The following is a 23,382-nucleotide window of genomic DNA, read 5'->3' as shown; positions in this document are numbered from 1 at the left end:
TGGATCGGCGCCCGCTATGCCGGGTTGGCCCGGATCCGCCAGCGACGCGGCCGCCGCGATCGCTTCATCTCTTTCATCGCCGCCAGTTCCATGGCCGGCATCGCGCTGGGCGTTGCCGCCCTGATCGTGGTGCTGTCGGTCATGAACGGCTTCCAGAAAGAGGTCCGCGACCGGATGCTGTCGGTGCTGCCGCACATCGAGCTCTACATTCCCGGCGCCGCGCCCGAGCGCGTGCTGGCGCAGTGGCAGCAGTTCGCCGACGCCGCCAAGCGCAACCCCGAGGTCAAGGCCGGCGCGCCGTTCGTGGCGGCGCAGGGCATGCTGGTGCGCGGCCAGGCCTTGCGCGGGGTGCAGGTGCGCGGCATCGACCCGGTCACCGAGGGCAATGTCTCGGACCTGCCGCGGCAGATGGTGTCGGGCAAGCTGACCGACCTGAAGCCGGGCGGCTTTGGCGTGGTGCTGGGCAACGAGCTGGCCGACGGCATGGGCGTCAAGGTGGGCGACACGCTGCTGATGCTGGCGCCGCAGGGCTCCATCAGCCCGGCCGGTTTCGCGCCGCGCATGCGCCAGTTCACCGTGGTCGGCGTGTTCTCGTCGGGCCATTACGAATACGATTCCTCGCTGGCCTTCGTCGATAACGAAGATGCCGCCAAGGTGTTCCGCGACAGTGGCACCGCCGGCGTGCGTCTGCGCATCGCCGACATGCAGAAGGCGCCCGAGGTGGCGGCCGAGCTGCGCAAGGTGCTGCCGCCGTATGTCATGGCCAGCGACTGGTCGCGCAACAACCGCACCTGGTTCGCCGCCGTGCAGACCGAAAAGCGCATGATGTTCCTGATCCTGGCGCTGATCGTCGCCGTGGCCGCCTTCAACCTGCTGTCCTCGCTGGTGATGGCGGTCAAGGACAAGCAATCGGACATCGCCATCCTGCGCACGCTGGGCGCCGGGCCGGGCGAAGTGGCGCGCATCTTCCTGGTGCAGGGCGCGCTGATCGGCGTCATCGGCACGCTGCTGGGCGTGGCCGGCGGCATCCTCATCGCCTACAACGTCGATGTCATCGTGCCGTTCATCGAGCGCCTGCTGGGCGTGCATTTCCTGCCGCGCGAGATCTACTTCATCAGCGCGTTGCCGTCCGACCCGCAGGTGGGCGACATCGTGACCATCGGCGTGACTTCCCTGGTGCTGTCGCTGCTGGCGACCTTGTATCCCAGCTGGCGTGCTTCGCGCCTGCAACCCGCACAGGTGCTGCGCCATGACTGATACCCTGACGCCCGCACTGCAGGCCGACAAGCTGGTCAAGATCTACGACGAGGGACCGACCCGCATCGAGGTGCTGAACAATGTCAGCCTGACGGTGGCGCGCGGCGAGATGGTCGCCATCGTCGGCGCGTCCGGCTCCGGCAAGAGCACGCTGCTGCACATCCTGGGCCTGCTGGACGTGCCCACCAGCGGTTCGGTCTCGGTCGACGGCCAATTGGCCGTGGGACTGTCCGAGGCGAAGAAAAGCCAGGTGCGCAACCGCAGCCTGGGCTTCGTCTACCAGTTCCACCACCTGTTGCCGGAATTCTCGGCGCTGGACAACGTGGCCATGCCGCTGATCGTGCGCCGCGAAAACCGCGACCAGGCTCGCGCGGCGGCGCGCGAGGTGCTGGGCCTGGTGGGCCTGGCGGCGCGCGAGGATCATTTCCCGGGCCAGTTGTCGGGCGGCGAACGCCAGCGCGTGGCGCTGGCGCGTGCGCTCGTGACGCGGCCGGTGTGCGTGCTGGCCGATGAACCCACCGGCAACCTCGACCGCCACACCGCCCACAACATGTTCGAGCTGCTGACCCGGGTCAACCGCGAGTCGGGCACGGCATTCGCCATCGTCACCCACGACCCGGAGCTGGCGGCACGCGCCGACCGCCAGTTGCTGATGGAAAGCGGCCGGCTGGTCTCGGGCTGAGGCCTGCCCCGCTGGCGGGCGCGATAATCGGGCAAGGAGGCCGCGCCCATGCTGATCGACACCCATTGCCACCTCGATGCCGCCGAGTTCGACGCCGACCGCGTCCAGGTGGCGGAACATGCGCTCGAGGCCGGCGTGCAGGCCATTGTCATTCCCGCGGTGGAACGCGCCAACTTCGCCGCGGTGCGCGACCTGGCCGCGCAGGTGGCCGGCGGCGCCTATGCCCTGGGCATCCACCCGCTCTATGTGTCGCGCGCCGACGATGCCGATCTGGACGCGCTGCGCGTGGCCGTGCGCGCGTCGCTGGGCGACCCGCGTTTCGTGGCCATCGGCGAGATCGGCCTGGATTTCTTCGTGCCCGAGATCGCCGCGGGCGAGCCGCGCGCGCGGCAGGAACGTTTCTATGCCGCGCAATTGGCGCTGGCCGACGAGTTCGGCCTGCCGGTGTTGCTGCATGTGCGCAAATCGCAGGACATCCTGTTGAAGTACCTGCGGCGCCATGGCCGCATCGGCGGCATCGCGCATGCATTCAATGGCAGCGCGCAGCAGGCCCAGGCCTTTGTCGAGCAGGGTTTCGCGCTGGGTCTGGGCGGGGCCATGACCTACGAGCGGGCCTTGCAGATCCGCCGCCATGCCACCGACATCGACCTGCGCCATCTGGTGCTGGAGACCGACGCGCCGGACATTCCGCCGGCCTGGCTGCATCCGCCGCAGCGGCGCAACCGGCCGGGTGAACTGGCGCGTATCGCCCAGGCGCTGGCGGCGTTGCGCGGCATTTCCCCGGCGCAGGTGGCGCAGGCCACCACGGCCAATGCCTTGCGCGTATTGCCGCGGCTGGCGGCCGCAATCCTGGCTGACGAGTGAGGCGCGTGCCGGCTGTGGTGGACGGCGGGGCCTCAATCGGCCGCGCGCGGCAGTTCGATGCGTACGCTCAGGCCGTGGGGGGTGCCGTTACGCGCCGAGATTCGGCCGCGGTGCGCCGCCACCGCGGCGCGGGCGATACTCAGGCCCAGGCCGGCGCCGCCCGCGCGGGCACCGCTGGCCGAGGTGCCCTGGTAGAACGGTTCGAACAGGTACGCCAGCTCTTTTTCCGCCACGCCGGGCCCGTTGTCTTCGATCTCCAGGCAGGCCTCGTCGGCATCCGCCAGCAGACGTACCTGGATGGTGCCGCCCGCGGGCGCGAAGCGCAGGGCATTGCGCAGCACGTTTTCAATGGCACTGGCCAGGCCATCGCGGTCGGCGGCGACGCGTAGCGGCGCCGGGCGGTTCCAGTGGATCGCGATATGGCGTTCGCCTGCCTCGAAGCGCGCATCCTGCACCACGTCCTCAACCACGTCCGTCAGATCCAGCGCTTCGGTGGGATGGGGCAGCGCGCCCATGCGCGCCAGCCGCAGGGTGCTGCCGACCAGCGTGTCCAGCCGCTCGCATTCGCGTTCCATGCGGTCCAACTGCACATCCTGGCGTTCGTCCTTGCGGCGCGCCAGTTCGACGCCCAGGCGCAACCGCGCGAGCGGCGAACGCAGTTCGTGGGCAATGTTGCGCAGCAGTTGTTCGCGGGTGTCGACCAATGCCTGCAGGCGGCTGGCCATGGCGTCGAAATCGCGCGCCAGCAGGCCGAGCTCATCCTTGCGCAGTGATAGCGCGTCGGGCGTGCGGGTATCGAGCCGGCCGGCGGCCAGGGCGCGCGCGGCGCGGCGTAGCTGGTCCAGCGGCGCAGCCACCTGGCGCGTCAGGGCCCAGCAAAATGGCGCCGTGATCGCCAGGGCGAACAGCAGCAAGCCCAGCGCGACCGGCGTCAGGCCCAGGACCTCCCAGTGCGATGAGTCGAACGGCAGGAACAGCATCAGCAATTCGCTGTGATCCGGCAGTACCAGCCACTGCGGATCCCACCAGGACACGCGCAGCGCGGCCGGATCGGCGGGTAAGTCGATGGCGGCGACCTGGCCGGGGTCCGGCGCGGCGCGGAATGCGGCCAGCCAGTCGTTAAGCCGGGTTGGCAACTGGCGGCCGAGGATGTCGTGGTCGCGCGCGTCGACGATGTAGATCTTGAGCGCGGAATAGCGGGCGTCCATGGCTTGCAACCAGCGGCGCAGCCCGTTGGTGCCTTCGCTGCGCGCGATCTGGGCGGCATCGCGTGTCAGGTTGCCGGGGTTCAGGCCGTCGAGTGAATCGACGCGGTACCAGGCCACGGTCGCGGTCAGCATCATGCCGCAGACCAGGATGACGGCCATCGCGCCCCAGAAAGTCAGGAAGGCGCGCCAGAAGAGAGAGCGGATCGGCAGCCAGTGCATCAGGCCGTGCCGGCCAGGACATAGCCCAGACCGCGCAGGTTGCGGATGGCGGGGGCGTCGGCGGCGTGGTCGAGCCGCAGCTTCTTGCGCAGGCTGCTGATGTGGGTGTCGATACTGCGGTCGTAGCGGTCGGCGGCGCGGCCCAGCGCGTACAGGCTTATCTGTTCGCGCGCCACCACTTGGCCCGGGGCGCGCATCAGGATTTCGAGGACGCGTTGCTCGGCGCCAGTCAGCAGCACCTCTTGTGCGCCCAGCCGGGCGCGGCCGCTGGCGGCGTCCAGAGATAGCGCGCCCACGCTCAGCTCCTGCTGCGCCGGTTCGGGCTTTTCCTCGAAGCGGCGCAGTACTGCGCCGATGCGGGCCTTGAGTTCTCGCGGGCTGAAGGGTTTGGCCAGGTAGTCATCCGCGCCCAGTTCGAGCCCCAGCACCCGGTCGGTTTCGCCGCCATGGGCGGTGAACATGATGACGGGACGGCGCGAATGGCGGCGCAGGTGGCGCAGCAGGTCGAGGCCGTTGCCGTCGGGCAGCATCAGGTCGAGCAGGATCAGGTCGAAGCAACCCTGCATTGCCAACGGCAGACCCTGCGCGCTGTCGTGCGCCAGCGTCAACACAATGCGGCCGGGTTCGAGATACTCGCGCAGCATCTGTGCCAGATCGACGTCATCATCGATCAGCAGGATACGGCGCGTGGGCAAGGAGGGGGGAATCGACATGCGCTTGGGTGCTGTTGCCCCGGCAGCATAGCGGCTCGCCGGCGGCTGGAGTGTCAAGAAGTGCGAAGAAAGTAAAAGTTGCGGAAAGCGTGTTGCAGTCCTCGGAAGGCCTCAATTCTAATATGAGAATAGTTTTCATTAAAAATTGAAGCGGAAGCGGTTGTGCGTGGGGCGCGGTCGCTTCCGGGACGGGAGAGTCTGAACATGAGCAACAACGATCTGGCCGCGCGCCGCGCCTTCGGACCGCAGACCCGCCTGGCTGTCGCCCTGTGCGCCGCCGGCTTAGGCATGAGCCCGGCGGCCTGGGCGCAGGCGGCCGCGCCGGCCGATGCCAGGACGCTCGATACCGTGGTGGTGACGGCCAGCGGCTACGAGCAGCAGATCCAGGACGCGCCGGCCTCGATCAGCGTGATTACGCGCCAGGATCTCGAAAAGAAGTTCTACCGCGATGTCACCGACGCCCTGGTCGAAGTGCCGGGCGTGGTCGTCACCGGCGGTGGCGACCGCCAGGACATCAGCCTGCGCGGCATGGGGCCGAAGTACACGCTGATCCTGATCGATGGCAAGCGCCAGAATTCGCGCGAAACCCGCACCAACTCCGATTCCGGCGGCGTCGAAGGCGGCTGGACGCCGCCGATCTCGGCGATCGAGCGCATCGAGGTGGTGCGCGGGCCGATGTCGTCGTTGTATGGTTCCGACGCCATGGGTGGGGTGATCAACATCATCACCCGCAAGGTGCCCAACGAGTGGGGCGGCGAAATCCGCATGGACACTACCATCCAGGAAAGCAGCAAGTCCGGTGACATCTACCAGGGCAACTTCTACCTGGCAGGTCCGATCAAGAACGACCTGCTGGGTCTGCAGATATACGGCCAGGCGACGCAGCGCGACGAAGACGACATCATTGACGGCTACCGCAAGCGCAACGCCACCAACATCACTGCCAAGCTGGCGCTCACGCCCAACCGCGGTCACGACATCGTGCTGGAAGCCACCTCCAGCCGCCAGAAGTACGAGAACACGCTGGGCAAGACCGTGGCGCCGCTGGCTCCTGGCGTGGCGTGCCCGCGCACCGGCTGCCCGGCCTCGTCGGAAACCGACTACCGCAGCAACAAGTGGGCCTTGTCCCATACGGGCCGCTGGGGCTGGGCGGTGTCCGATAGCTACGTGCAGCAGGAAGAGTTCGACAATCGCTCGCGCCAGATGAAGATCAAGAACCTGGACCTGCAGACCAGTTGGACGCTGCCGCTGGGGGCACACATGCTGACGCTGGGCGGCACCTACCTGACGCAGCGCCTGACTGACCAGACCGGCAACCAACTGGCCGGCGGGCCCAGCAAGGTGGATCGCTACCAGTGGGCGCTGTTCGCCGAGGACGAATGGCGCTTGGCCGAGAGCTTCGCCCTGACCGGCGGCCTGCGCATGGACCAGGACGAGAACTTCGGCAGCCATTTCAGCCCCCGCCTGTATGGTGTGTGGCACGTGGCCGAGCGCTGGACCCTGAAGGGTGGCGTGTCCACCGGGTTCCGCGCCCCCGACCTGCGCCAGACCGTCGCGGGCTGGGGCCAGGTCAGCCGGGGGGGCAACATGTATGGCAACCCCGACCTGACGCCCGAGAAGTCGGTAACCCAGGAACTCGGCCTGCTGTATGACGACGGCGAAGGCTTCAATGCCGGCTTGACCCTATTCAATAACAACTTCAAGGACAAGATCACCCGCGTTGCGTGCCCGCTGTCGCAGTGCACCGACGGCCCCAACCAGTTCGGCGCCAACCCCACCACCTACATGAACGTGGACAAGGCGGTGTCGCGCGGCGTCGAGGCCAACCTGAAGCTGCCACTGGGCCGTGACTGGTCGCTGACCAGCAGCTACACCTTCACCAAGTCGGAACAGAAGTCCGGCCAGTACCAGGGCCAGCCGTTGAACCAGCTGCCCAAGCACCTGTTCACCACCACGGTCAACTGGCAGGCCTCCGATGCACTCGAAGCCTGGGCCCGCGTCAACTACCGCGGCAAGGAAAGCCAGCCGATCACCGGCCCATCCTCGACGTCGCTGGTAGCGCCGTCGTACACCTTCGTCGACCTGGGCGGCTCCTACGCCGTCAACAAGAAGGTGTCGGTGTACGCCGGCATCTACAACCTGTTCGACAAGCGGGTCGGCTACGACGACTACGGCTACGTCGAAGACGGACGCCGCTATTGGCTGGGCGTGGGCGTGAAGTTCTGAACCCGCGTGCAACACCGGGGATGCGCCGCCGTCAGGCGGCGTTCCCGCAACCTGGAGAGACAAGCATGACGATGAAGCAAACCTTGACGGGCCGTGCCGGCCGTTGGCTGGCTTATACCGCCACCGCCCTGGTTCTGAGCGCCGCCAGCTCGCTGAGCGTGGCCCAGACCGTGCCCGTCAAGCACGCGCGCGGCGAGACCGCCGTGCCGCAGAATCCGGCCAAGACCGTGGTGCTGGACCTGGCCGTGCTCGACACGCTGCACGCGCTGGGTGTCGATGTGACCGGCGTGCCCAGCGCCGCCAAGCTGCCGCCGCAGCTTGCCCAGTACGCCGACAAGCGCTACCTCAAGGTCGGCAGCATGTTCGAGCCCAACTACGAGGTGATCCATGCGGCCCAGCCGCAGGTCATCTTCGTGGCCGGCCGCTCGGCGCCCAAGTACGAAGAGCTGGCCAAGCTGGCACCTACGGTCGACCTGACGGTCGATGCCAAGGATCTGGTCGGCAGCGTCACCCGCAACACGGAAACGCTGGCCGCCCTCTACGGCAAGCAGGCCCAGGCCAAGCAAAAGCTGGACGCGCTGCGCGCCTCGATCGCGGCGTTGCACGGTCAGGCCGGCAAGGCCGGCACCGCGCTGATCGTGCTGACCACCGGCGGCAAGATGAGCGCCTACGGCCCCGGCTCGCGCTTCGGCGTGATCCACGACGCCTTCGGCTTCGCGCCGGCGGCCAAGGATCTGAACGTGTCGAACCATGGCCAGGCGATCTCGTTCGAGTTCATCGCCCAGACCGATCCGGACTGGCTGTTCGTGATCGACCGCGATGCCGCCATCGGCCGCGAGGGCTCCTCGGCCCAGCGCATGCTGGACAACGACCTGATCCGCCCGACCAAGGCCTGGAAGCAGCAGCGCGTGGTCTACCTGAACGGCTACAACTGGTACCTGCTGGGCAGTGCCGGCCTGACCGCCATGCAGCAGAACGTGGACGATATCGCGCGCGCGCTGGCCGCGGCCAAGTGAGCGCAAGGTTGACATGAAGGCGTTGGAGTCGGGCTGGTGAGGGCACGCGCGGCAATCACGGGTTGGGCAGGGCTGGCGGTGCTGCTGTTGTTGCTGCTGCTGTTGTGCGCGGCCAGCATCGGCCTGGGCGCGGGGTCGTTTTCGTTCGCCGCGCTGGCCGGCGGGCCGGACGCCGAACGCGCCTGGCGCCTGCTGCTGGTCAGCCGCGTGCCGCGCACGCTGGCGCTGCTGTTGGCCGGCATGGCGCTGGCGGTGGCCGGGCTGATCATGCAGATGCTGGTGCGCAACCGCTATGTCGAGCCGACCACGGCCGGCACCATCGAGTCGGCCACGCTCGGCATTCTGGTGGTGACGCTGCTGGCGCCCGATACACCGGTGATCGGCAAGATGCTGACCGCCACCGGCTTCGCGCTGGCCGGCACGCTGCTGTTCCTGGCGCTGTTGCGGCGCGTGCCGCTACGCACGCCATTCATCGTGCCGCTGATCGGCCTGATCCTGGGCGGCGTGATCCATGCCGTCACCACCTTCGTCGCCTACCGCTACGACCTGCTGCAATCGCTGCACGCGTGGACCACCGGCGACTTTTCCGGCGTGCTGCGCGGCCGCTATGAGCTGTTGTGGATCGGCTTCGGCCTGGCGGCGGCCGCTTATTTCGCGGCCGACCGCTACACCGTGGCCGGCATGGGCCGCGAGTTCGCGGCCAATCTCGGTTTGAACCACGCGCGCCTGACACTTGCGGGCCTGCTGATCGTCTCGGCGATTTCGGCTGTGGTGGTGGTCACGGCCGGTGGCATCCCGTTCCTGGGCCTGATCGTGCCCAATGCCGTCAGCCTGATGCTGGGGGACAACATGCGCCGCGCGATCCCCTGGGTGGCCGTGCTGGGCGGCGTGTTCGTACTGGTTTGCGACATCATCGGCCGGCTGGTGATTCACCCCTACGAAGTGCCGCTGGGCACGGTGGTGGGCGTGGTCGGCAGCCTCCTGTTCCTGTGCCTGCTGCGCAGCCGGGGAGCGCGCCGTGGCTGAGTCCCTCGTGCGTGCCGGTCGCCTGCACACGCCCCAGGCGCGTCGCCTGGCGCTGCTGGCCGTGGCGGCGCTGTTGTGCGTGGTCGGCTTCATGGCGCTGGGCGCCAATGGCCAATGGGCTTTCGTGTTGCCGTTTCGTGGCGGCAAGCTGGCCGCGATGCTGCTGGTGGCATACGCGGTGGCGCTGTCGTCGGTGCTGTTCCAAACCGTTACGCACAATCGTATCCTGACGCCCTCCGTGATGGGGTTCGATGCGCTATACCTGCTGATCCAGTCGGTGGTGGTGTTCGGCTTTGGCCAATCGGCGGGTGTGGTGAACCACCCGGTGGTTGCGTTCGCGCTGGAGGTGCTCGCCATGACGGCGTTCGCCTGCCTGCTGTTCCGCTGGCTGTTCACCGATGCCGTGCGCAGCCTGCACCTGATGATGCTGGTGGGGATTGTTTTCGGCTTGCTGTTTCGTAGCCTGTCCAGTTTCGTGGTGCGCCTGATCGACCCGAATGAGTTCCTGGTCCTGCAGGACCGTCTGTTCGCCAATTTCAATTCGGTGCGCACCGACCTGCTGCCGATCGCCGTGGCGGCGGTGGCCGCGGCCACGCTGCTGGTGTGTCGCATGCGACGCTGCTACGACGTGCTGGCGCTGGGCCGCGAGATCGCGCTGAACCTGGGGGTGAACTACCGCCGCACTTTGTTGCTGACGCTGGCCGCCATTGCCGTGCTGGTGTCGGTATCCACCGCGCTGGTCGGACCGGTGACCTTTTTCGGCCTGCTGGTCAGCAATCTTGCCTACCAGTTGATGGGCGCCGACCGGCATCGCCATACCGTGCCGGCCGCGGTACTGCTCGCGGTGATCTTCCTGGTAGGCGGGCAGACCCTGCTGGAGCGGGTGCTGCAACTGGGCACCACGGTCAGCGTGGTCATCGAATTCGTGGGCGGAGCGATGTTCCTGGCCCTGATCATGCGCAGGGGACGCCAATGATCGATATCCAGCAAGTGAGCAAGCAATACGGCGACAGTCTGGTCGTCGAGCAAGTGACGCTGGCGTTGCCGGCGGGCGGCGTGACCGCCATCATCGGCCCCAACGGCGCCGGCAAGTCGACCCTGTTGTCGATGGTCAGCCGCCTGCTGCCTCCTTCGGCGGGCCACATCCAGGTCGATGGCCTGGATGTGGCCCGCTGTGACAGCCGTGAACTGGCGCGGCGCCTGGCTATCCTGCGGCAAGACAACCACCTGCCGCTGCGGCTGACCGTGCGCGACCTGGTGGCGTTCGGGCGGTTTCCACACAGCGATGGGCGCTTGACGCTGGCGGACAAGGCGCATATCGAACGCGCCATTGCCTACCTGGACCTGACTTCCCTGGCCGACCGCTATCTGGATGAAATGTCCGGTGGCCAGCGCCAGCGCGCGTTCGTCGCCATGGTGCTGTGCCAGGACACGCGCTATGTATTGCTGGACGAACCGCTCAACAGCCTCGACATGAAGCATGCCGTGGCCATGATGGGCACGCTGCGGCGCGCCGCCGACGAATTGGGCAAGACGGTGGTGCTGGTGTTGCACGACATCAACTTCGCTTCCTGCTATGCCGATCGCATCGTGGCGATGAAGGCGGGCAGGGTGGCGCATTGCGGCACGCCAGCGACGCTGATCCGCCCTGAGGTGTTGGGACCCTTGTACGAATTGCCGATTGATGTGCATGAAATCAACGGCAGACGCATCTGCGTGTACTACCGTTGATGCGCGCGAGCCGCCGCCAGGGCGGCGTTGGACGTCCACCCGCAGGGTGGGCCAGGGCGGTTCCGCCTCGCGCGACTTGCACAGACAGGCTTAAAAACATCTGAATTGGACGGGCGTCTCATTTATCGTGGCCGTCAGGCAACGTAACGAGAAAAGCATTGCGACTGATTCTCGTTGTCAATAGAATGGCGACTCCTTCCATTTCAAACGACTTCGAAAGATCTGTCGGCCATGCACGTCCTCCGCCCCCTTTCCGCCGCCTTGCTCATCCTCGGTCCGCTCACGCCCGTGGCCGTCCACGGTCAGAGCGCCGCGCCCACCGCCACCTTGCCCGCCATCAGCGTGGTCGGCGGCGATGACCCGGCGCAAAGCTACAACCCGCCCGCGTCCACCAGCGCCACCAAGATCGACGCGCCGCTGCGTGACATCCCGCAAACCGTGAATGTGGTGCCGGCGCAGGTGCTGCGCGACCAGCATGCCCTGTCGGTGCAGGACGCGCTCAAGAACGTGCCCGGCGTCAGCTTTTCCACCGGCGATGGCCAGCGCGACCAGGTGTCGATTCGCGGCTTCACGGCTATCGCCGACCAGTTCGTCGATGGCTTCCGCGACGATGCGCTGTACTTCCGCGACCTGTCCAACGTCGAGCGCATCGATGTCATCAAGGGCCCGGCGGCGGTGCTGTATGGCCGCGGCTCGTCGGGCGGCCTGATCAACCGCGTCACCAAGAAGCCGGGCGAGGACATTTCGCAGATCGGCCTGAGCTACGGTTCGTGGAACGATCGGCGGCTCGACCTGGATGTCGGCCGCGCCAATGAAAGCGGCAGCATGGCCTGGCGCCTGACCGGCGCCGTCGAAAAGGGCGACAGCTATCGCGACAAGCAGTTCATCGACCGCAAGGCGTTCGCGCCGTCGGCCCAGTTCAAGCTGGGCGACAACACCACCTTCCTGCTGCAGACCGAATTCCTGGAAGACCGCCGCCTGACCGATTTCGGCATTCCGGCCTACCACGGCCGTCCGGTCGATGTGGACCCGTCCACCTACTACGGCGCCGAGAACGCGCGTGACACCGACTACACCCAGACCCGGGTCCAGTCCTACGCCGGCACGTTGACGCATCGCTTCAACGACAACTGGTCGCTGCGCAATGCCACCCGCTACTATCACTACACCCTCAACCGCAACAACACTCTGCCGGGTTCGGTCAACGAAGCCGCGCAGACCGTGTCGCTGACGCATGGCAATGTGCTGCGCGACGAACACGGCTGGACCAACCAGACCGAGCTGATGCAGCGCGCGCAGTGGGGCGCGGTGCGCCATGACATCCTGTATGGCGTCGAAGTGGGGCAGCAGAACAAGGACCTGGTGAACCGGTCGGCCGCGAACGTCGCGGTGGTCAATCTGTTCGATCCGCAATTGCCGACGCTGCAGCGCCAGATCACGGCGGCGCCGGGTTCCGACAACCTGGGCCGTTTCAATACGCTCGGCCTGTATGTGCAGGACCTGGTGTCGCTGGGCGAGCACTGGAAGGTGCTGGGCGGGGTGCGCCACGATCGTTTCGAACAGCGGACCGAGGACCGGCGCACCGGGCGGAACCTGTCGCGCACCGATTCCAACTTCAGCCCGCGCCTGGGCCTGGTGTTCCAGCCCGACAGCGTGCAGTCGTACTACGTGTCGTGGAGCCGTTCTTACCAGCCTTCGGGGGAAGTGTTCTCGGTGGCCGCCAACAACGCCGATCTGGCGCCGGAAAAGACCACCAACTACGAAGTCGGCGCCAAGTACGATTTCCTCGATGGCAAACTCTCGACCACGGTGTCGGTGTTCCGCCTGGAGCGCACCGATATCAAGGTCAACAACCCGGTCACCAACACCCTGGTGCCGGTGGGCACTCAGCGCACCGATGGTGCCGAGTGGACCTTGTCGGGCGACCTGTCCAACGGCTGGCGCGCGATGCTGGGATATGCGTACCTGGACGCGCGCGTGACCCAGTCGGTGGCCCGCGATGCCGGCCAGGATGTGCAGGGCAAGCGCGCCACGCTGACGCCGCGCCATGCCGGCAATGTCTGGATCACCAAGGACCTGGGCGAGGGTTTCGGCGTTGGCGCCGGCCTGAACCTGGTGGGCGCGCGCTTCGCCAACCCGGGCAATACCGTCAAGCTGCCAGGCTACGTCACGGCCGACGCCGCCGCCTGGTGGCGGCAGGGACCGTACTCCGTGCAGTTGAACGTCTACAACCTGTTCGACGCCGGCTACATCGTGTCGGCCCATGGCAGCAACGCCAACCTGAACATGCCGGGGGCGCCGCGCAATGCGATGCTGAGCCTGCAGTACCGCATGTAGCAGGGGCGCTGGCGTCCACGGCGGGCGCCAGCGGCCGCCGCGGCTTTCAGCGCAGCGGCGAGGCCTGGATCAGGCTGTCGCTTTCGAGCGCCGCCAGCGCGTCCAGGAATCGCCAGGCGAAAGAGCCGGGCCCGTCGGCCAGCGCGCCGGCGCGCTGGCCGGCGATGCCGAAGCACGACAGTGCCGCCACCGCGGCCGCGTAGGCGTCATCGCCGGCCACCGCGGCGAAAGCGCCCACCGTCGCCGTCAGCGCGCATCCCGTGGCGGTGACCCGCGGCATCAATGGCGAACCGCCGGTCACGCGCACCTCGCGCTGGCCGTCCGTCACGAAATCCACTTCTCCCGTGACCGCCACCACCGTGCCGCGGGTCTGCGCCAATTCGCGCGCCGCCTGTTCGGCCAGTTGCACCGGATCGCGCGCATCCACGCCCCGGCTGGCGCTGCGGCCGCCGGCCAGGGCAATGATCTCGGAGGCGTTGCCGCGGATCACGGCGGGCCGCAAGTCCAGCAGGCGCCGCACCGCGTCGCGCCGGAAGGCGGTGGCATGATGGGCCACGGGGTCCAACACCCAGGGTCTGCCGGCGCGGGCCGCGGCCGCCGCGGTCAGCAGCATGCTGTCCAGCCATGGCGTCGAGAGGGTGCCGATATTGATCACCACGGCGCCGCTGATGGCGGCGAATTCCGGCGCTTCCTCGGCCGCGTGCACCATCGCCGGCGAGGCGCCGATCGCGAGCAGTGTGTTGGCCGCGGTATTCATCGACACGAAGTTGGTCAGGCACTGCACCAGCGGCGCGTCGCGGCGCACCGCCGCATACAGGTCGCGCGAGGCGAGCGCCAGGGCGGAAAGGGAGGAATCGGAGATGGAGGCCATGCCAGCGGGTCCTTGGGCGAAGGCAACGGGCCGGGCGGGGCAGGGCGCCTTGCCGGCGCGCAATCGCGCATCCGCCGGCGGCCCCGCACCTTCCCTACGCCAGCATTGCCTGGATCAGGTTCGACGGGTCTCGCGCGCCGCGGACCGCGCAGGGGCGCGGCCGCCATCGGAATCTCAGCTTCTTGCCAAAGCTCCCCGGGTGGATGGAGCTATGTTCGGAGGGGCGCGAACGCTTGTCAAGCGGCGGCGCGGATGATCGTTGCTGCGGCCCGCCGGACCCTGGCCGGGCAGGGTTTTCCTGCGTAAACTGGCGCCATGCTACGCATCGACCATCTCACTAAACGCTACGGCGACCATCTCGTATTCCAGGGGCTGACGCACACCTTCGGGCCCGGCTGCGTGGCGCTGTGCGAAGAAGAAAGCACCGGCAAATCCAGCCTGCTCGGCATCATTGCGGGCGTGATCGCGCCGGATGGCGGCGAGGTTTCGATCGACGGCCACTCCCTGGCCCGGGCGCCGGTTCAGGCCAAGGCCCGCCTGGCCTATGTGCCCGACAACTGCCTGGCGTCGCCGGAACAGACCGGGCGCGCGCTGCTCGAACGGGTCGCGGCGGAAAAGCGGGTGGCGGTCGATGACGCGGTGCTAGAGCTGGCCGCCCGGCTGGGGCTGGAACCGCACCTGGACAAGCGTTTCGAGCAGATGTCCACCGGCACGCGCCGCAAGGTCTACCTGACCGCGGCCGCCCTGGGCGATCCGGCCGTGATCGTGGCCGACGGCCCCAGCAACGGGCTCGATACGCCGGCGCGGCGCGCGCTGGCCGAGTTGTTCATGGCCTGGGGCCGCGACCGGGTGGTGCTGTTCGCCAGCCACGATCCCGAACTGGTGCAGGCTTGCGGGGCGACGGCCATGGAGATCGCCGCGCTGCGCTAGCGCGCCGTCGCGGGGCTACTTGCCGCCCGTGACGTCGATGAACGTCCCGGTGACATACGAGGCCTCGGCGCCCGCCAGCCACAGGATGGCCCGTGCCACCTCATCGGGTTGGCCGCCCCGGCCCATGGGCACGGTGTCCTTGATGCGGTCCACCCGGCCCGGCTCGCCGCCGCTGGCGTGCATCTCGGTGTAGATATGGCCGGGACGCACGCAATTCACGCGGATGCCCTCGCGCGCCACTTCCTTGGAAAAACCGATGGTGAAACTCTCCAGCGCGCCCTTCGAGGCGGCATAGTCCACGTATTCGTTGGGGCTGCCCAGCCGCGCCGCGCCCGATGATATGTTGACGATGGCGCCGCCGCGGCCGCCGTGGCGCTGCGACATGCGCCGGGCCGCCTGCTGCGCGCAAAGCATCGGCCCGATGGAATTGACCGCGAAAATGCGCTGCATGCGCTCGTGGCTCAGGTCTTCCAGGCGTGACTGGCGCGCAATGATCGCGGCGTTGTTGACCAGCACGTCCAGGCGGCCGAATTCGCGGTCGATGGCGGCGAACAGGCCGGCGACCTGTTCCGGGTCGGCGCTGTCGGCAAGCACCGCCAGGGCGCGCCGCCCCTGCGCCTGCACGTCGGCCACCACCGCCTGGGCCGCTGCCTCGTTCGAGACATAGCTGATGGCCACGTCATAGCCGTGCGCGGCGGCCAGCCGCGCGGTCGCGGCGCCGACGCCGCGGCTGCCGCCGGTGATCAGGATAACGGGGGCGGGGGAATCGGTGGCCATTGCGGAAGTCTCCTGCTGTGAGGTTTGGGATGATGCGGCGAGGGGCATGAGCCGTGGCCGTCACTATACTTCCCGCCGGGCCTTGCCTGCCCGGACACCCACTGGCGCGCTGCCGCAATTCCCCGGCGCGCAGGCGGGTCTAGGCGGCGCGCGGCGCGGGATGCCGATACACTTGCGCACGCCTCTGCACAGCGCCGCGCCGCTGGCGCTCAGGCAAGATAGGGCTGGCCCGCGCCCGGTTTTCTAGGAGTGGATTCATGGCACGCATTTTCATTACCGGCTCGGTTGACGGCCTTGGCCTGGCCGCCGCGCGCGCGCTGCTGGCGGACGGACACATGGTGGTGGTCCACGGCCGTAACCGCGCGCGTCTTGGCGCCGCGCGCGAGCTGCTGTCGCAGGGGGCGCTGGCCGTGGTGGGCGACCTTGCCGACCTGGCCCAGGCGCGGGATCTGGCGGACCAAGTGAATGCGCTGGGCCGGATGGACGCGGTCATCCATAATGCCGGCGTGTTCACCGGCGCGGCCATTCTGCCGGTCAATGTCATCGCGCCGTATGTGTTGACGGCATTGATGGAGCGGCCGCGCCGGCTGGTCTATCTGAGCAGCGAAATGCACTACGACGGCCGGCCGGACCTGGGCGGCATGGCCTGGGACGGCAGCCGCGAGAGCGGCTCGTATTCCGATAGCAAGCTGTTCGTGACGGCGCTGTCGGCGGCGGTGGCGCACCGGTGGCCGGACGTGATCAGCCACGCGGTCGATCCAGGCTGGGTGCCCACCCGGATGGGCGGGCCGGACGCGCCGGACGACCTGAGCCTGGGGCATGTCACCCAGGCCTGGCTGGCGACGACCGATGATCCCGCGGCCCTGCGCAGCGGCGGTTATTGGCATCATCAACAACGGCGCGAACCGCATCCGGCGGCGCATGACGAGGCCTTCCAGGCGCGGCTGCTGGACGCCTTGCACGGCGCCACAGGGGTGGCGCTGCGCTGACGCGGCAGCGTCGCCGCTGGCCCGGGGCAGGCCTGGCGGCGGTGTGTGGTCAGCGCGTGTCGGCGCGCAAGGCCCGCAACGCGCCGGCCACCTCGTCCAACACCGGGCGCCATGTCTGCGCCGCGGGTTGGCGGAACAGGCGCAGCGACGGATACCACGGTGTGTCCGCGCGTTCCAGCAGCCAGCGCCAATCCGGCACGAAAGGCAGCAGGACCCAGGCGGGGCGGCCCAGCGCGCCGGCCAGGTGTGCCGGCGCCGAATCCACCGAGATCAGCACGTCAAGCAGCGTCAGGATCGCCGCGGTGTCGTCGAAGTCGCGGATCTCGCGGCTCAGGGACACCATGGCCAGGCCCGGCACGGGCGTATCGGCCTGGGCCGCCGCGTCTCCCTGCTGCAGGCCGACGAACGTGACGCCGGTTTGGGCCAGCGGCGCCAGGTCGGCCAGCGCCAGCGAGCGCTGCGCATCGCGCGGATGGCTTGGGCTGCCCGCCCACACCAGCCCCACCAGCGGGCGCGGCAACGCCGCCAACCGGCTGCGCCAGTGCGCCACGCGGCCCGGATCGGCCTGCAGATAGGCCGTGCGCACGGGCAGGTCCGCCAGCCGCAGTCCCAGCGCCTGCGGCAGGCTCAGCAGTTCACAATGGCAGTCGAATGCGGGCGGCGCCGAGCCGGCCACGACGATCTCGTCGAAGCCGCCGGCGCGGCGCGCCAGGGCGTGGCAGGCTTGCTTGACTTCCAGAATAACGCGCGCGCCGCTGCGCACGCGGGCCAGCGCCAGCAGGTGCAGGAACTGGAAGGTGTCGCCGTAGCCCTGTTCATCGTGGATCAGCAGCGTCTGGCCGGGAATGGGACGGCCGTCCCAGCGCGGCCGCTGCACGTGACGCGCCCGCAGCGCCGTGTGCGCCAGGCGATAGCGGTAGCGGTATTCGCGCCAGCCAGCCGCGAAATCGCCTTGCGCCAGCAGGATCTCGGCCAGGTCGAAGCGCGAGGCGGCGTCGCCGGGATGGGCGCGCAGCGCCTGTTCCAGCAGGGCGCGCGCTTCGCCCAGTTTCCCCTGTCGCTGCAAGGCGAATGCGAGCAGCCGCGACAGCGCCACGTGCCGCGCGCCGCGCGCCAGCGCCTGGCGCAACAGCGTTTCGGCGGCGACGTATTGGCCGGCGCGCAGCAATGCCTCGGTCTCGGTCTGCGTGCGCTCGTCGTCGGCGGCCGGGGCTGGCCCCGGGTGTGCGGCGCCGTCGTGGGCTGGGGCGTGGCGCGCCCTGGCGCGCTCCAGCGCGGCGAGGATCCGAACGGCCTGCGGCACCAGCGGGTCGATCTCGATGGCGCGCCGGATCGCGGCCAGGGCAGCCTCATGCTGGCCGTCTTCGCCCAGCGCCACGGCCAGGTTGCTCAGCGCCGGCGCATAGTCCGGGTCGAGTTCCAGCGCGCGACGGTAATGGGCCAGCGCCTGCGGGTTGTCGCCGAGGCGCGTGCAGGTATTGCCAAGGTTGTTGTGGGTCTGCGGGTTGTCGGGACGCAGCGCGGCGACGCGCCGCAGGCATTCGAGACTGGCGCTGAGCTGGCCCGCTTCCTGCAGGATGATGCCCAGGTTGTTCCAGCCGTCGGCCAGCGCCGGGTCCGCCGCGACCGCGCGTCGCGCCGCGGCTTCGGCTTCTTCGAGCCGGCCCTGCTGGCGGCAGATTTCGGCCAGATTGCTGCAATAGGCGGCCGGCGCGGTGGCGGGCAGGCAGGCCGCGCGCAGATGCGCCAGCGCCAGATCGGGGTGGCCGTATGCGTGGGCGATCAGGCCCAGCAGATGTCGCGCGTCGGGTTGGTCCGGCGCCGCGTCCAGCACCCGCAGGCAGACGTGCTCGGCCTGCGCCGCCTGGCCGGCGTTCCAGTGCGCATGGGCCAGATTGATGGCTTCGCCGACGGTGAGCGGGCGGGCGGCGGGATCGGGGGTGGGGCCCAAGAAGTGCGCTCCCTGCAAAGGGCAATGGCGTTGGCGGAAACGGTCATTATCCCCGCGTCGCCGGAGGATTGGCCAGCCATCGGGCGGCAATTGGCCAGTCATTGCGCATTTCGGCCGCGCCCGAGACCAGGCGCGCGGTCGCGGACGGCCGCTGGCGGCGGTCCGCGGCGGCCATGCCGCGCCGCGATGGCCTTGCGGCCCCGCGGCGCGGCATGGCGCTTATGCCACCGTCACCGGAATCTGGCGCGGCTGGGCCTCGCGGACGCGCGGCACGCGCAGCGTCAGGACACCTTGCTTGAGGTTGGCGCTGATCGCCTCCTTGTCGAATTCCGGTCCCAACCGGAACGAACGGCGAAACAGCGGCTCGCGCAGTTCGCTGTGGATCAGGCGCAGTTCGCGCGGCACCGGCACGGCGGCTTCGCCTTCGATGACCAGCACGTCGGATTCGACCTTGATGTTCAGGCGCTCCTTGGTGACGCCGGGCAGGTCGGCCAGCACCGTGACGCCGGCGGTGTCCTCGAAAATGTCCACGGCGGGCAGGGTGGCGGGGCGCCGCTGCGCGGCGCGGCCTTCTTGTTCGACAACGAGTTCGTTACGCGTATTCATGATGGTATCTCCTGAACAATGCGACGGGCGGGCGTTACTGCACCGGGATGAGGCGCGGCTTGGAGGACTCCTTCTTCTTGATGGAGACCAGCAGGCAGCCATCGACATAGCGCGCCTGCACGTTGTCGGCGTCGACGTCGGCCGGCAGTTCGATGGCGCGCGTGAATGAACCGTCGGCGCGTTCACGCGCGTAATAGCGCGCATTCTCGGGCAGTGCTTGCGCTTCGCGCGTGCCGCTGATCGTCAGCAGGCCCTTCTCGATGGACACTTTCAGGGTGTCCGGGTCGATGCCGGGAATGAATGCCACCACGACCGCGGCGTCATCCGACACGCCGATATTGACCGGCGGAAAATGTCCGCGCGGCAGGGCGCGCAGGTTGGCGGGCAGGCCCGCGCCGCGCAGGATGCGGTCCATCTGTTCCTGGACCGCGTCGAAGAAGGACTCGACACCGGTATCGGTGAATGGGTAGTTCGCCATGATTACCTCCCAAGATGGTTGGACAGGATCGGGGCCGCTTCATGCGTTGCAATCGCCAGCCGCTCGACCGCTTCAACGGAGATATAAGTGCGGTCCGCGCGGATTCAAGACCCCGCGTTTTTGATTCGTGAAATCGGTTGGCGCGAATGCATAGACGGCGTCGAAGATCGGCCCGCTAGGACGCGGCGGCGGCGGTCGTTCGCGCCGCGACGCAAAAAAAAGGCACCGCGCCCGTGGCGCGATGCCTTCACGCTGCCCGGTCCGAGCCGGATCAGAAGTCCATGGCTTCGGCCGGCGCCGCTTGCGGTTTGGTCTCTTCGGCAGCCTGGGCGACGGTGGCGTCCGTCGTCAGGATCAAGCCGGCGATCGACGCCGCATTTTGCAGCGCGGTGCGGGTGACCTTGGTCGGGTCGACCACGCCGATCTCCACCAGATCGCCGTACTCGCCGGTGGCCGCGTTATAGCCAAAATTGCCCTTGGCGTCCGCCACCTTGGCCACCACCACCGACGGTTCTTCGCCGGCATTGGCCACGATGGCGCGCAGCGGCGCCTCCAGCGCGCGCCGCACGATGCGGATGCCGGCATCCTGGTCGGCGTTGGCGCCCTTGAGGTCCTGTATGGACGCGCGGGCGCGCAGCAGCGCCACGCCGCCGCCGGGCACGATGCCTTCTTCGACCGCCGCGCGGGTCGCGTGCAGCGCATCGTCGACGCGGTCCTTCTTTTCCTTCATCTCGACTTCGGTGGCGGCGCCCACCTTGATGACGGCCACGCCGCCCGCCAGCTTGGCCACGCGTTCCTGCAGCTTCTCGCGGTCGTAGTCGCTGGTGGCGTCCTCGATCTGCTTGCGCAGCGTCTTGACGCGCGCGTCGATGGCTTCCTGCTTGCCGGCGCCGTCGATGATGATGGTGTCTTCCTTGCGCACCTCGATGCGCTTGGCGCTGCCCAGGTCTTGCAGCGTGGCCTTGTCGAGCTGCTTGCCGGTCTCTTCGGAGATGACGGTGGCGCCCGTGAGGATGGCGATGTCCTCCAGCATGGCCTTGCGGCGGTCGCCGAAGCCCGGCGCCTTGACCGCGGTGACCTTGAGCACGCCGCGCATGGCGTTGACCACCAGCGTGGCGAGCGCCTCGCCTTCGACATCCTCGGCCACGATCAGCAGCGGCTTGCCGGCCTTGGCGGCGCTTTCCAGCACCGGCAGCAGCTCACGCACGTTGGAGATCTTCTTGTCGTACAGCAGCACCAGCGGGTCGTCGAGCTGCGCCACCTGCTTCTCGGGATCGGTGATGAAGTAGGGGCTCAGGTAGCCGCGATCGAATTGCATGCCCTCGACGATATCCAGCTCGTTGTCCAGCGACTTGCCGTCCTCGACGGTGATCACGCCTTCGCGCCCGACCTTGTCCATCGCGTCGGCGATGATCTTGCCGATCGCCTCGTCCGCGTTGGCCGACAGCGCCGCCACCTGCGCCGTTTCCTTGCTGGTGGAGATCGGCTTGGACAGCTTGCGCAGCGCCTCGACCACGCCGGACACGGCCTGGTCGATGCCGCGCTTCAGGTCCATCGGATTCATGCCGGAAGCCACGTACTTCATGCCTTCCTGCACGATGGCCTGCGCCAGCACGGTGGCGGTGGTGGTGCCGTCGCCGGCCACGTCGGCCGTCTTCGAGGCCACCTGCTTGACGATCTGCGCGCCCATGTTCTCGAACTTGTCCTTCAGTTCGATTTCCTTGGCGACCGAGACGCCGTCCTTGGTGATGACGGGCGCGCCGAAGCTGCGTTCGAGCAGCACGTTGCGGCCCTTGGGGCCGAGCGTCACCTTGACGGCGTCGGCCAGGATGTTGACGCCCTTGACCACGCGGGTGCGGGCGTTATCGTGGAATTTGACGTCTTTGGCACTCATGTCTTGCTCCTCAGTTCGCGATGGCCGGGCCTCAGGCGGCCTTCTTCAGTTGCTTGTCCTGCGGCGCGAGCACGGCGAAGACATCGTCTTCGCGCATGACCAGCAGTTCTTCGCCGTCAACCTTCACGGTCTGGCCGGCGTACTTGCCGAAAAGGATGCGGTCGCCCACCTTGAGTTCGGGCTCGCGCAGGGAGCCGTCGGCGTTGCGCTTGCCTTGCCCGACGGCCAGGACTTCGCCTTGCTCGGGCTTTTCGGCGGCCGAATCGGGAATGACGATCCCGGACGCCGTCTGGCGTTGTTGTTCGATTCGCTTGACGACAATCCGGTCGTAGAGGGGACGGATCTTCATGACTCTATCTCCTGAAGTCTTGATCATCAAAAAGTGAACGCCGGCGCATCGCCACGACATCGCGCCGTCATGCGCCGGGCATCCGCGATCGGGATGCGCAAAAAATCTATGGGCGCGCCAAAAGCGCTTCAAGAGCCAAAAATGATTCAAAATGCAACTTAAAGAATCAAAAATCCATTCCCGCGCCCGAGCCGGTAAAGCACCTTGCGGCGCAGTTCGCGGCCGTCCGGTTGCAGCGGAACCGGGCAGGGCAGGGTGCGTCCGCCGTCGGCGTCCAGCGTGCTGTCGTCGCCGTCCAGCTGGCGCCACAGTCCCCCCTTGCGCGGCCTGAACAGCCAACGCACGTAGCCCTTGCGCGCGGCCAGTGCGATCAGGTCCCGTTGGTCGGGGGCTTCCACCACGACCGGGTCGTCCGCAGGCGGCAGGTCGGAATAGTCGGCGAAGGCGCGGTGGCCGGCCACGGCTTCCGCGACCGGCGCGTTCAGGCGCCACCAGGGGGGGCGTGCCACGCGCTCGACGTCCCAGGCGCCGAGCGCCCATCCGGCGTCGATGATCGCGCGGTCGAGCACGGCAAACTCGTGCCAGCGCAGGTTGAGCTGCACCGCCGAACCGGCGACGGCGCGCAGTCCGCCTTCGGCCATGCCATCACGGTGAAAGCCATGCCAGTGAAGCGTGAGAATCAGCGGCGTGTCGGCCTTGCGGATGGCGCTGGCCGTCACGGCGTATAGCGGCATTCGCAGGGCCGCGGTGTGCGAAGCGATCGTTTCGATGATATCCATGCGTGCGACTCCAACGACGGGCCTGCCCGGCAGGCCACGGTAACGATTTCGCTGGAGCAAATTTATCGCTTCGCGTGGCGATGCTCAAGATCGCGGCCGCGCCGCGTCGATACGGCGGCGGCGACAGTACCGGCACGCTCAGCGACAAGGGCGCGGCGGCCCGCATGGCTCTGCCCAGGCGCCTAAGGGCGCTGAATGTCGTGTCGATGAAATGAGGCGCGCCATGCGGATTCGACAAACCGAAAGAAAGGTCCCATGGACGTAACTTTGAGCGGCAGGATGGGCGGTCCCGAGACCGGCGTGCCTTTCATGGCCGCTGTCGTCATGGATCGCCGGCGTCTGAAGGCCGCGCTGGCGCCGCTGCAATTGGCTGGCCTGGCCGCGCTGGACATCACGCGGCATGTGGGCGGCAGCATCAGCGACCACATCGCGCAGGCCCCGCGGGCGCGGCATCGCTGGACCTGGCCGCGCTGCGCCAG

General features: G+C 68.1%; 22 protein-coding genes and 1 riboswitch. Of the genes, 12 read left to right on the top strand and 10 right to left on the bottom strand.

All coding sequences use genetic code 11. The features are described from left to right. Positions 1 to 24: 24 nt before the first annotated feature. From HV701_RS02355 to HV701_RS02345, 3 genes are read left to right on the top strand one after another with little or no spacing between them, the layout of a single operon-like run. Positions 25 to 1,257, top strand: a complete 1,233-nt coding sequence (locus HV701_RS02355; RefSeq protein ID WP_236757035.1) for a lipoprotein-releasing ABC transporter permease subunit — start codon at positions 25 to 27, stop codon at positions 1,255 to 1,257. Next, on the top strand, positions 1,250 to 1,939 hold the full coding sequence (locus HV701_RS02350; protein WP_175131527.1) for an ABC transporter ATP-binding protein: 690 nt from the start codon (positions 1,250 to 1,252) through the stop codon (positions 1,937 to 1,939). The genes HV701_RS02355 and HV701_RS02350 overlap by 8 nt, the downstream gene beginning before the upstream one ends. Positions 1,940 to 1,987: 48 nt before the next feature. After that, positions 1,988 to 2,803, top strand: coding sequence for a TatD family hydrolase (locus HV701_RS02345; RefSeq protein WP_175131526.1), 816 nt, complete (start codon positions 1,988 to 1,990; stop codon positions 2,801 to 2,803). Between the two features lie 32 nt (positions 2,804 to 2,835). On the opposite strand, the gene HV701_RS02340 is transcribed toward HV701_RS02345, so the two are convergent. Together HV701_RS02340 and HV701_RS02335 are read right to left on the bottom strand one after the other, a co-directional pair. After that, positions 2,836 to 4,230, bottom strand: a complete 1,395-nt coding sequence (locus HV701_RS02340; protein ID WP_175131525.1) for a sensor histidine kinase — start codon at positions 4,228 to 4,230, stop codon at positions 2,836 to 2,838. Continuing rightward, a complete protein-coding gene (locus HV701_RS02335) occupies positions 4,230 to 4,943 on the bottom strand; it encodes a response regulator transcription factor (RefSeq protein WP_175131524.1) in 714 nt (237 codons plus the stop codon). Before HV701_RS02335 ends, HV701_RS02340 begins: the two co-directional genes overlap by 1 nt. A 204-nt stretch (positions 4,944 to 5,147) precedes the next feature. Between HV701_RS02335 and HV701_RS02330 the strand changes: the two genes are divergently transcribed. The 6 genes from HV701_RS02330 (at position 5,148) to HV701_RS02305 (ending at position 13,279) form a co-directional block, all read left to right on the top strand. After that, positions 5,148 to 7,169, top strand: a complete 2,022-nt coding sequence (locus HV701_RS02330; RefSeq protein WP_175131523.1) for a ligand-gated channel protein — start codon at positions 5,148 to 5,150, stop codon at positions 7,167 to 7,169. A 65-nt stretch (positions 7,170 to 7,234) separates the two neighbouring features. Further along, positions 7,235 to 8,185, top strand: coding sequence for a siderophore ABC transporter substrate-binding protein (locus HV701_RS02325; protein ID WP_175131522.1), 951 nt, complete (start codon positions 7,235 to 7,237; stop codon positions 8,183 to 8,185). Positions 8,186 to 8,221: 36 nt separating this feature from the next. After that, on the top strand, positions 8,222 to 9,211 hold the full coding sequence (locus HV701_RS02320; RefSeq protein WP_175131521.1) for an ABC transporter permease: 990 nt from the start codon (positions 8,222 to 8,224) through the stop codon (positions 9,209 to 9,211). Next, positions 9,204 to 10,187, top strand: coding sequence for an iron chelate uptake ABC transporter family permease subunit (locus HV701_RS02315; RefSeq protein ID WP_175131520.1), 984 nt, complete (start codon positions 9,204 to 9,206; stop codon positions 10,185 to 10,187). Before HV701_RS02320 ends, HV701_RS02315 begins: the two co-directional genes overlap by 8 nt. Continuing rightward, positions 10,184 to 10,942 (top strand): iron ABC transporter ATP-binding protein, encoded by a 759-nt coding sequence (locus tag HV701_RS02310; protein WP_175131519.1) that lies wholly within the window; start codon positions 10,184 to 10,186, stop codon positions 10,940 to 10,942. The genes HV701_RS02315 and HV701_RS02310 overlap by 4 nt, the downstream gene beginning before the upstream one ends. A gap of 231 nt (positions 10,943 to 11,173) precedes the next feature. After that, complete coding sequence (locus HV701_RS02305; protein ID WP_175131518.1) at positions 11,174 to 13,279, top strand: TonB-dependent receptor; 2,106 nt, start codon at positions 11,174 to 11,176, stop codon at positions 13,277 to 13,279. Between the two features lie 46 nt (positions 13,280 to 13,325). On the opposite strand, the gene thiM is transcribed toward HV701_RS02305, so the two are convergent. Beyond that, a complete protein-coding gene (thiM, locus tag HV701_RS02300; RefSeq protein WP_175131517.1) occupies positions 13,326 to 14,150 on the bottom strand; it encodes a hydroxyethylthiazole kinase in 825 nt (274 codons plus the stop codon). 73 nt (positions 14,151 to 14,223) lie between these two features. Continuing rightward, positions 14,224 to 14,358, bottom strand: a riboswitch (TPP riboswitch). A gap of 107 nt (positions 14,359 to 14,465) precedes the next feature. Here thiM and HV701_RS02295 point away from each other — a divergent pair. After that, a complete protein-coding gene (locus tag HV701_RS02295; protein ID WP_175131516.1) occupies positions 14,466 to 15,080 on the top strand; it encodes an ABC transporter ATP-binding protein in 615 nt (204 codons plus the stop codon). A 15-nt stretch (positions 15,081 to 15,095) separates the two neighbouring features. Here HV701_RS02295 and HV701_RS02290 read toward each other — a convergent pair whose 3' ends face one another. Then, positions 15,096 to 15,857, bottom strand: coding sequence for an SDR family oxidoreductase (locus HV701_RS02290; protein ID WP_175131515.1), 762 nt, complete (start codon positions 15,855 to 15,857; stop codon positions 15,096 to 15,098). 257 nt (positions 15,858 to 16,114) lie between these two features. Here HV701_RS02290 and HV701_RS02285 point away from each other — a divergent pair, with 257 nt between their 5' ends. Further along, positions 16,115 to 16,846, top strand: coding sequence for an SDR family NAD(P)-dependent oxidoreductase (locus tag HV701_RS02285; RefSeq protein WP_175131514.1), 732 nt, complete (start codon positions 16,115 to 16,117; stop codon positions 16,844 to 16,846). Between the two features lie 49 nt (positions 16,847 to 16,895). Here the strand turns inward: HV701_RS02285 and HV701_RS02280 are convergent, their stop codons facing one another. The 6 genes from HV701_RS02280 to HV701_RS02255 form a co-directional block, all read right to left on the bottom strand. Continuing rightward, the gene (locus HV701_RS02280; RefSeq protein WP_254595093.1) at positions 16,896 to 18,797 is read right to left on the bottom strand and encodes a tetratricopeptide repeat protein; all 1,902 of its coding nucleotides are present in this window, start codon (positions 18,795 to 18,797) and stop codon (positions 16,896 to 16,898) included. Positions 18,798 to 19,016: 219 nt separating this feature from the next. Then, positions 19,017 to 19,403: an Hsp20/alpha crystallin family protein gene (locus HV701_RS02275; RefSeq protein ID WP_063584965.1), complete on the bottom strand. Its 387-nt coding sequence runs from the start codon at positions 19,401 to 19,403 to the stop codon at positions 19,017 to 19,019. 34 nt (positions 19,404 to 19,437) lie between these two features. Further along, complete coding sequence (locus HV701_RS02270; RefSeq protein ID WP_175131512.1) at positions 19,438 to 19,881, bottom strand: Hsp20/alpha crystallin family protein; 444 nt, start codon at positions 19,879 to 19,881, stop codon at positions 19,438 to 19,440. Between the two features lie 271 nt (positions 19,882 to 20,152). Beyond that, positions 20,153 to 21,775 carry a chaperonin GroEL gene (gene groL / locus HV701_RS02265; RefSeq protein WP_049073230.1) on the bottom strand — a complete coding sequence of 541 codons (1,623 nt, stop codon included), beginning with the start codon at positions 21,773 to 21,775 and terminating at the stop codon, positions 20,153 to 20,155. Between the two features lie 31 nt (positions 21,776 to 21,806). After that, the gene (locus tag HV701_RS02260; RefSeq protein WP_175131511.1) at positions 21,807 to 22,124 is read right to left on the bottom strand and encodes a co-chaperone GroES; all 318 of its coding nucleotides are present in this window, start codon (positions 22,122 to 22,124) and stop codon (positions 21,807 to 21,809) included. Between the two features lie 158 nt (positions 22,125 to 22,282). Continuing rightward, positions 22,283 to 22,903, bottom strand: a complete 621-nt coding sequence (locus HV701_RS02255; protein ID WP_175131510.1) for a diguanylate cyclase — start codon at positions 22,901 to 22,903, stop codon at positions 22,283 to 22,285. Between the two features lie 80 nt (positions 22,904 to 22,983). Between HV701_RS02255 and HV701_RS26940 the strand changes: the two genes are divergently transcribed. Continuing rightward, a complete protein-coding gene (locus HV701_RS26940) occupies positions 22,984 to 23,118 on the top strand; it encodes a hypothetical protein (protein ID WP_276529795.1) in 135 nt (44 codons plus the stop codon). Positions 23,119 to 23,382: the final 264 nt, after the last annotated feature.

The organism is Achromobacter pulmonis, assembly GCF_902859765.1.
Lineage (GTDB): Bacteria > Pseudomonadota > Gammaproteobacteria > Burkholderiales > Burkholderiaceae_B > Achromobacter > Achromobacter pulmonis.
The sequence above is the reverse complement of the archived record's forward strand: the minus strand, read 5'-3'. Positions and strand labels throughout refer to the sequence as shown.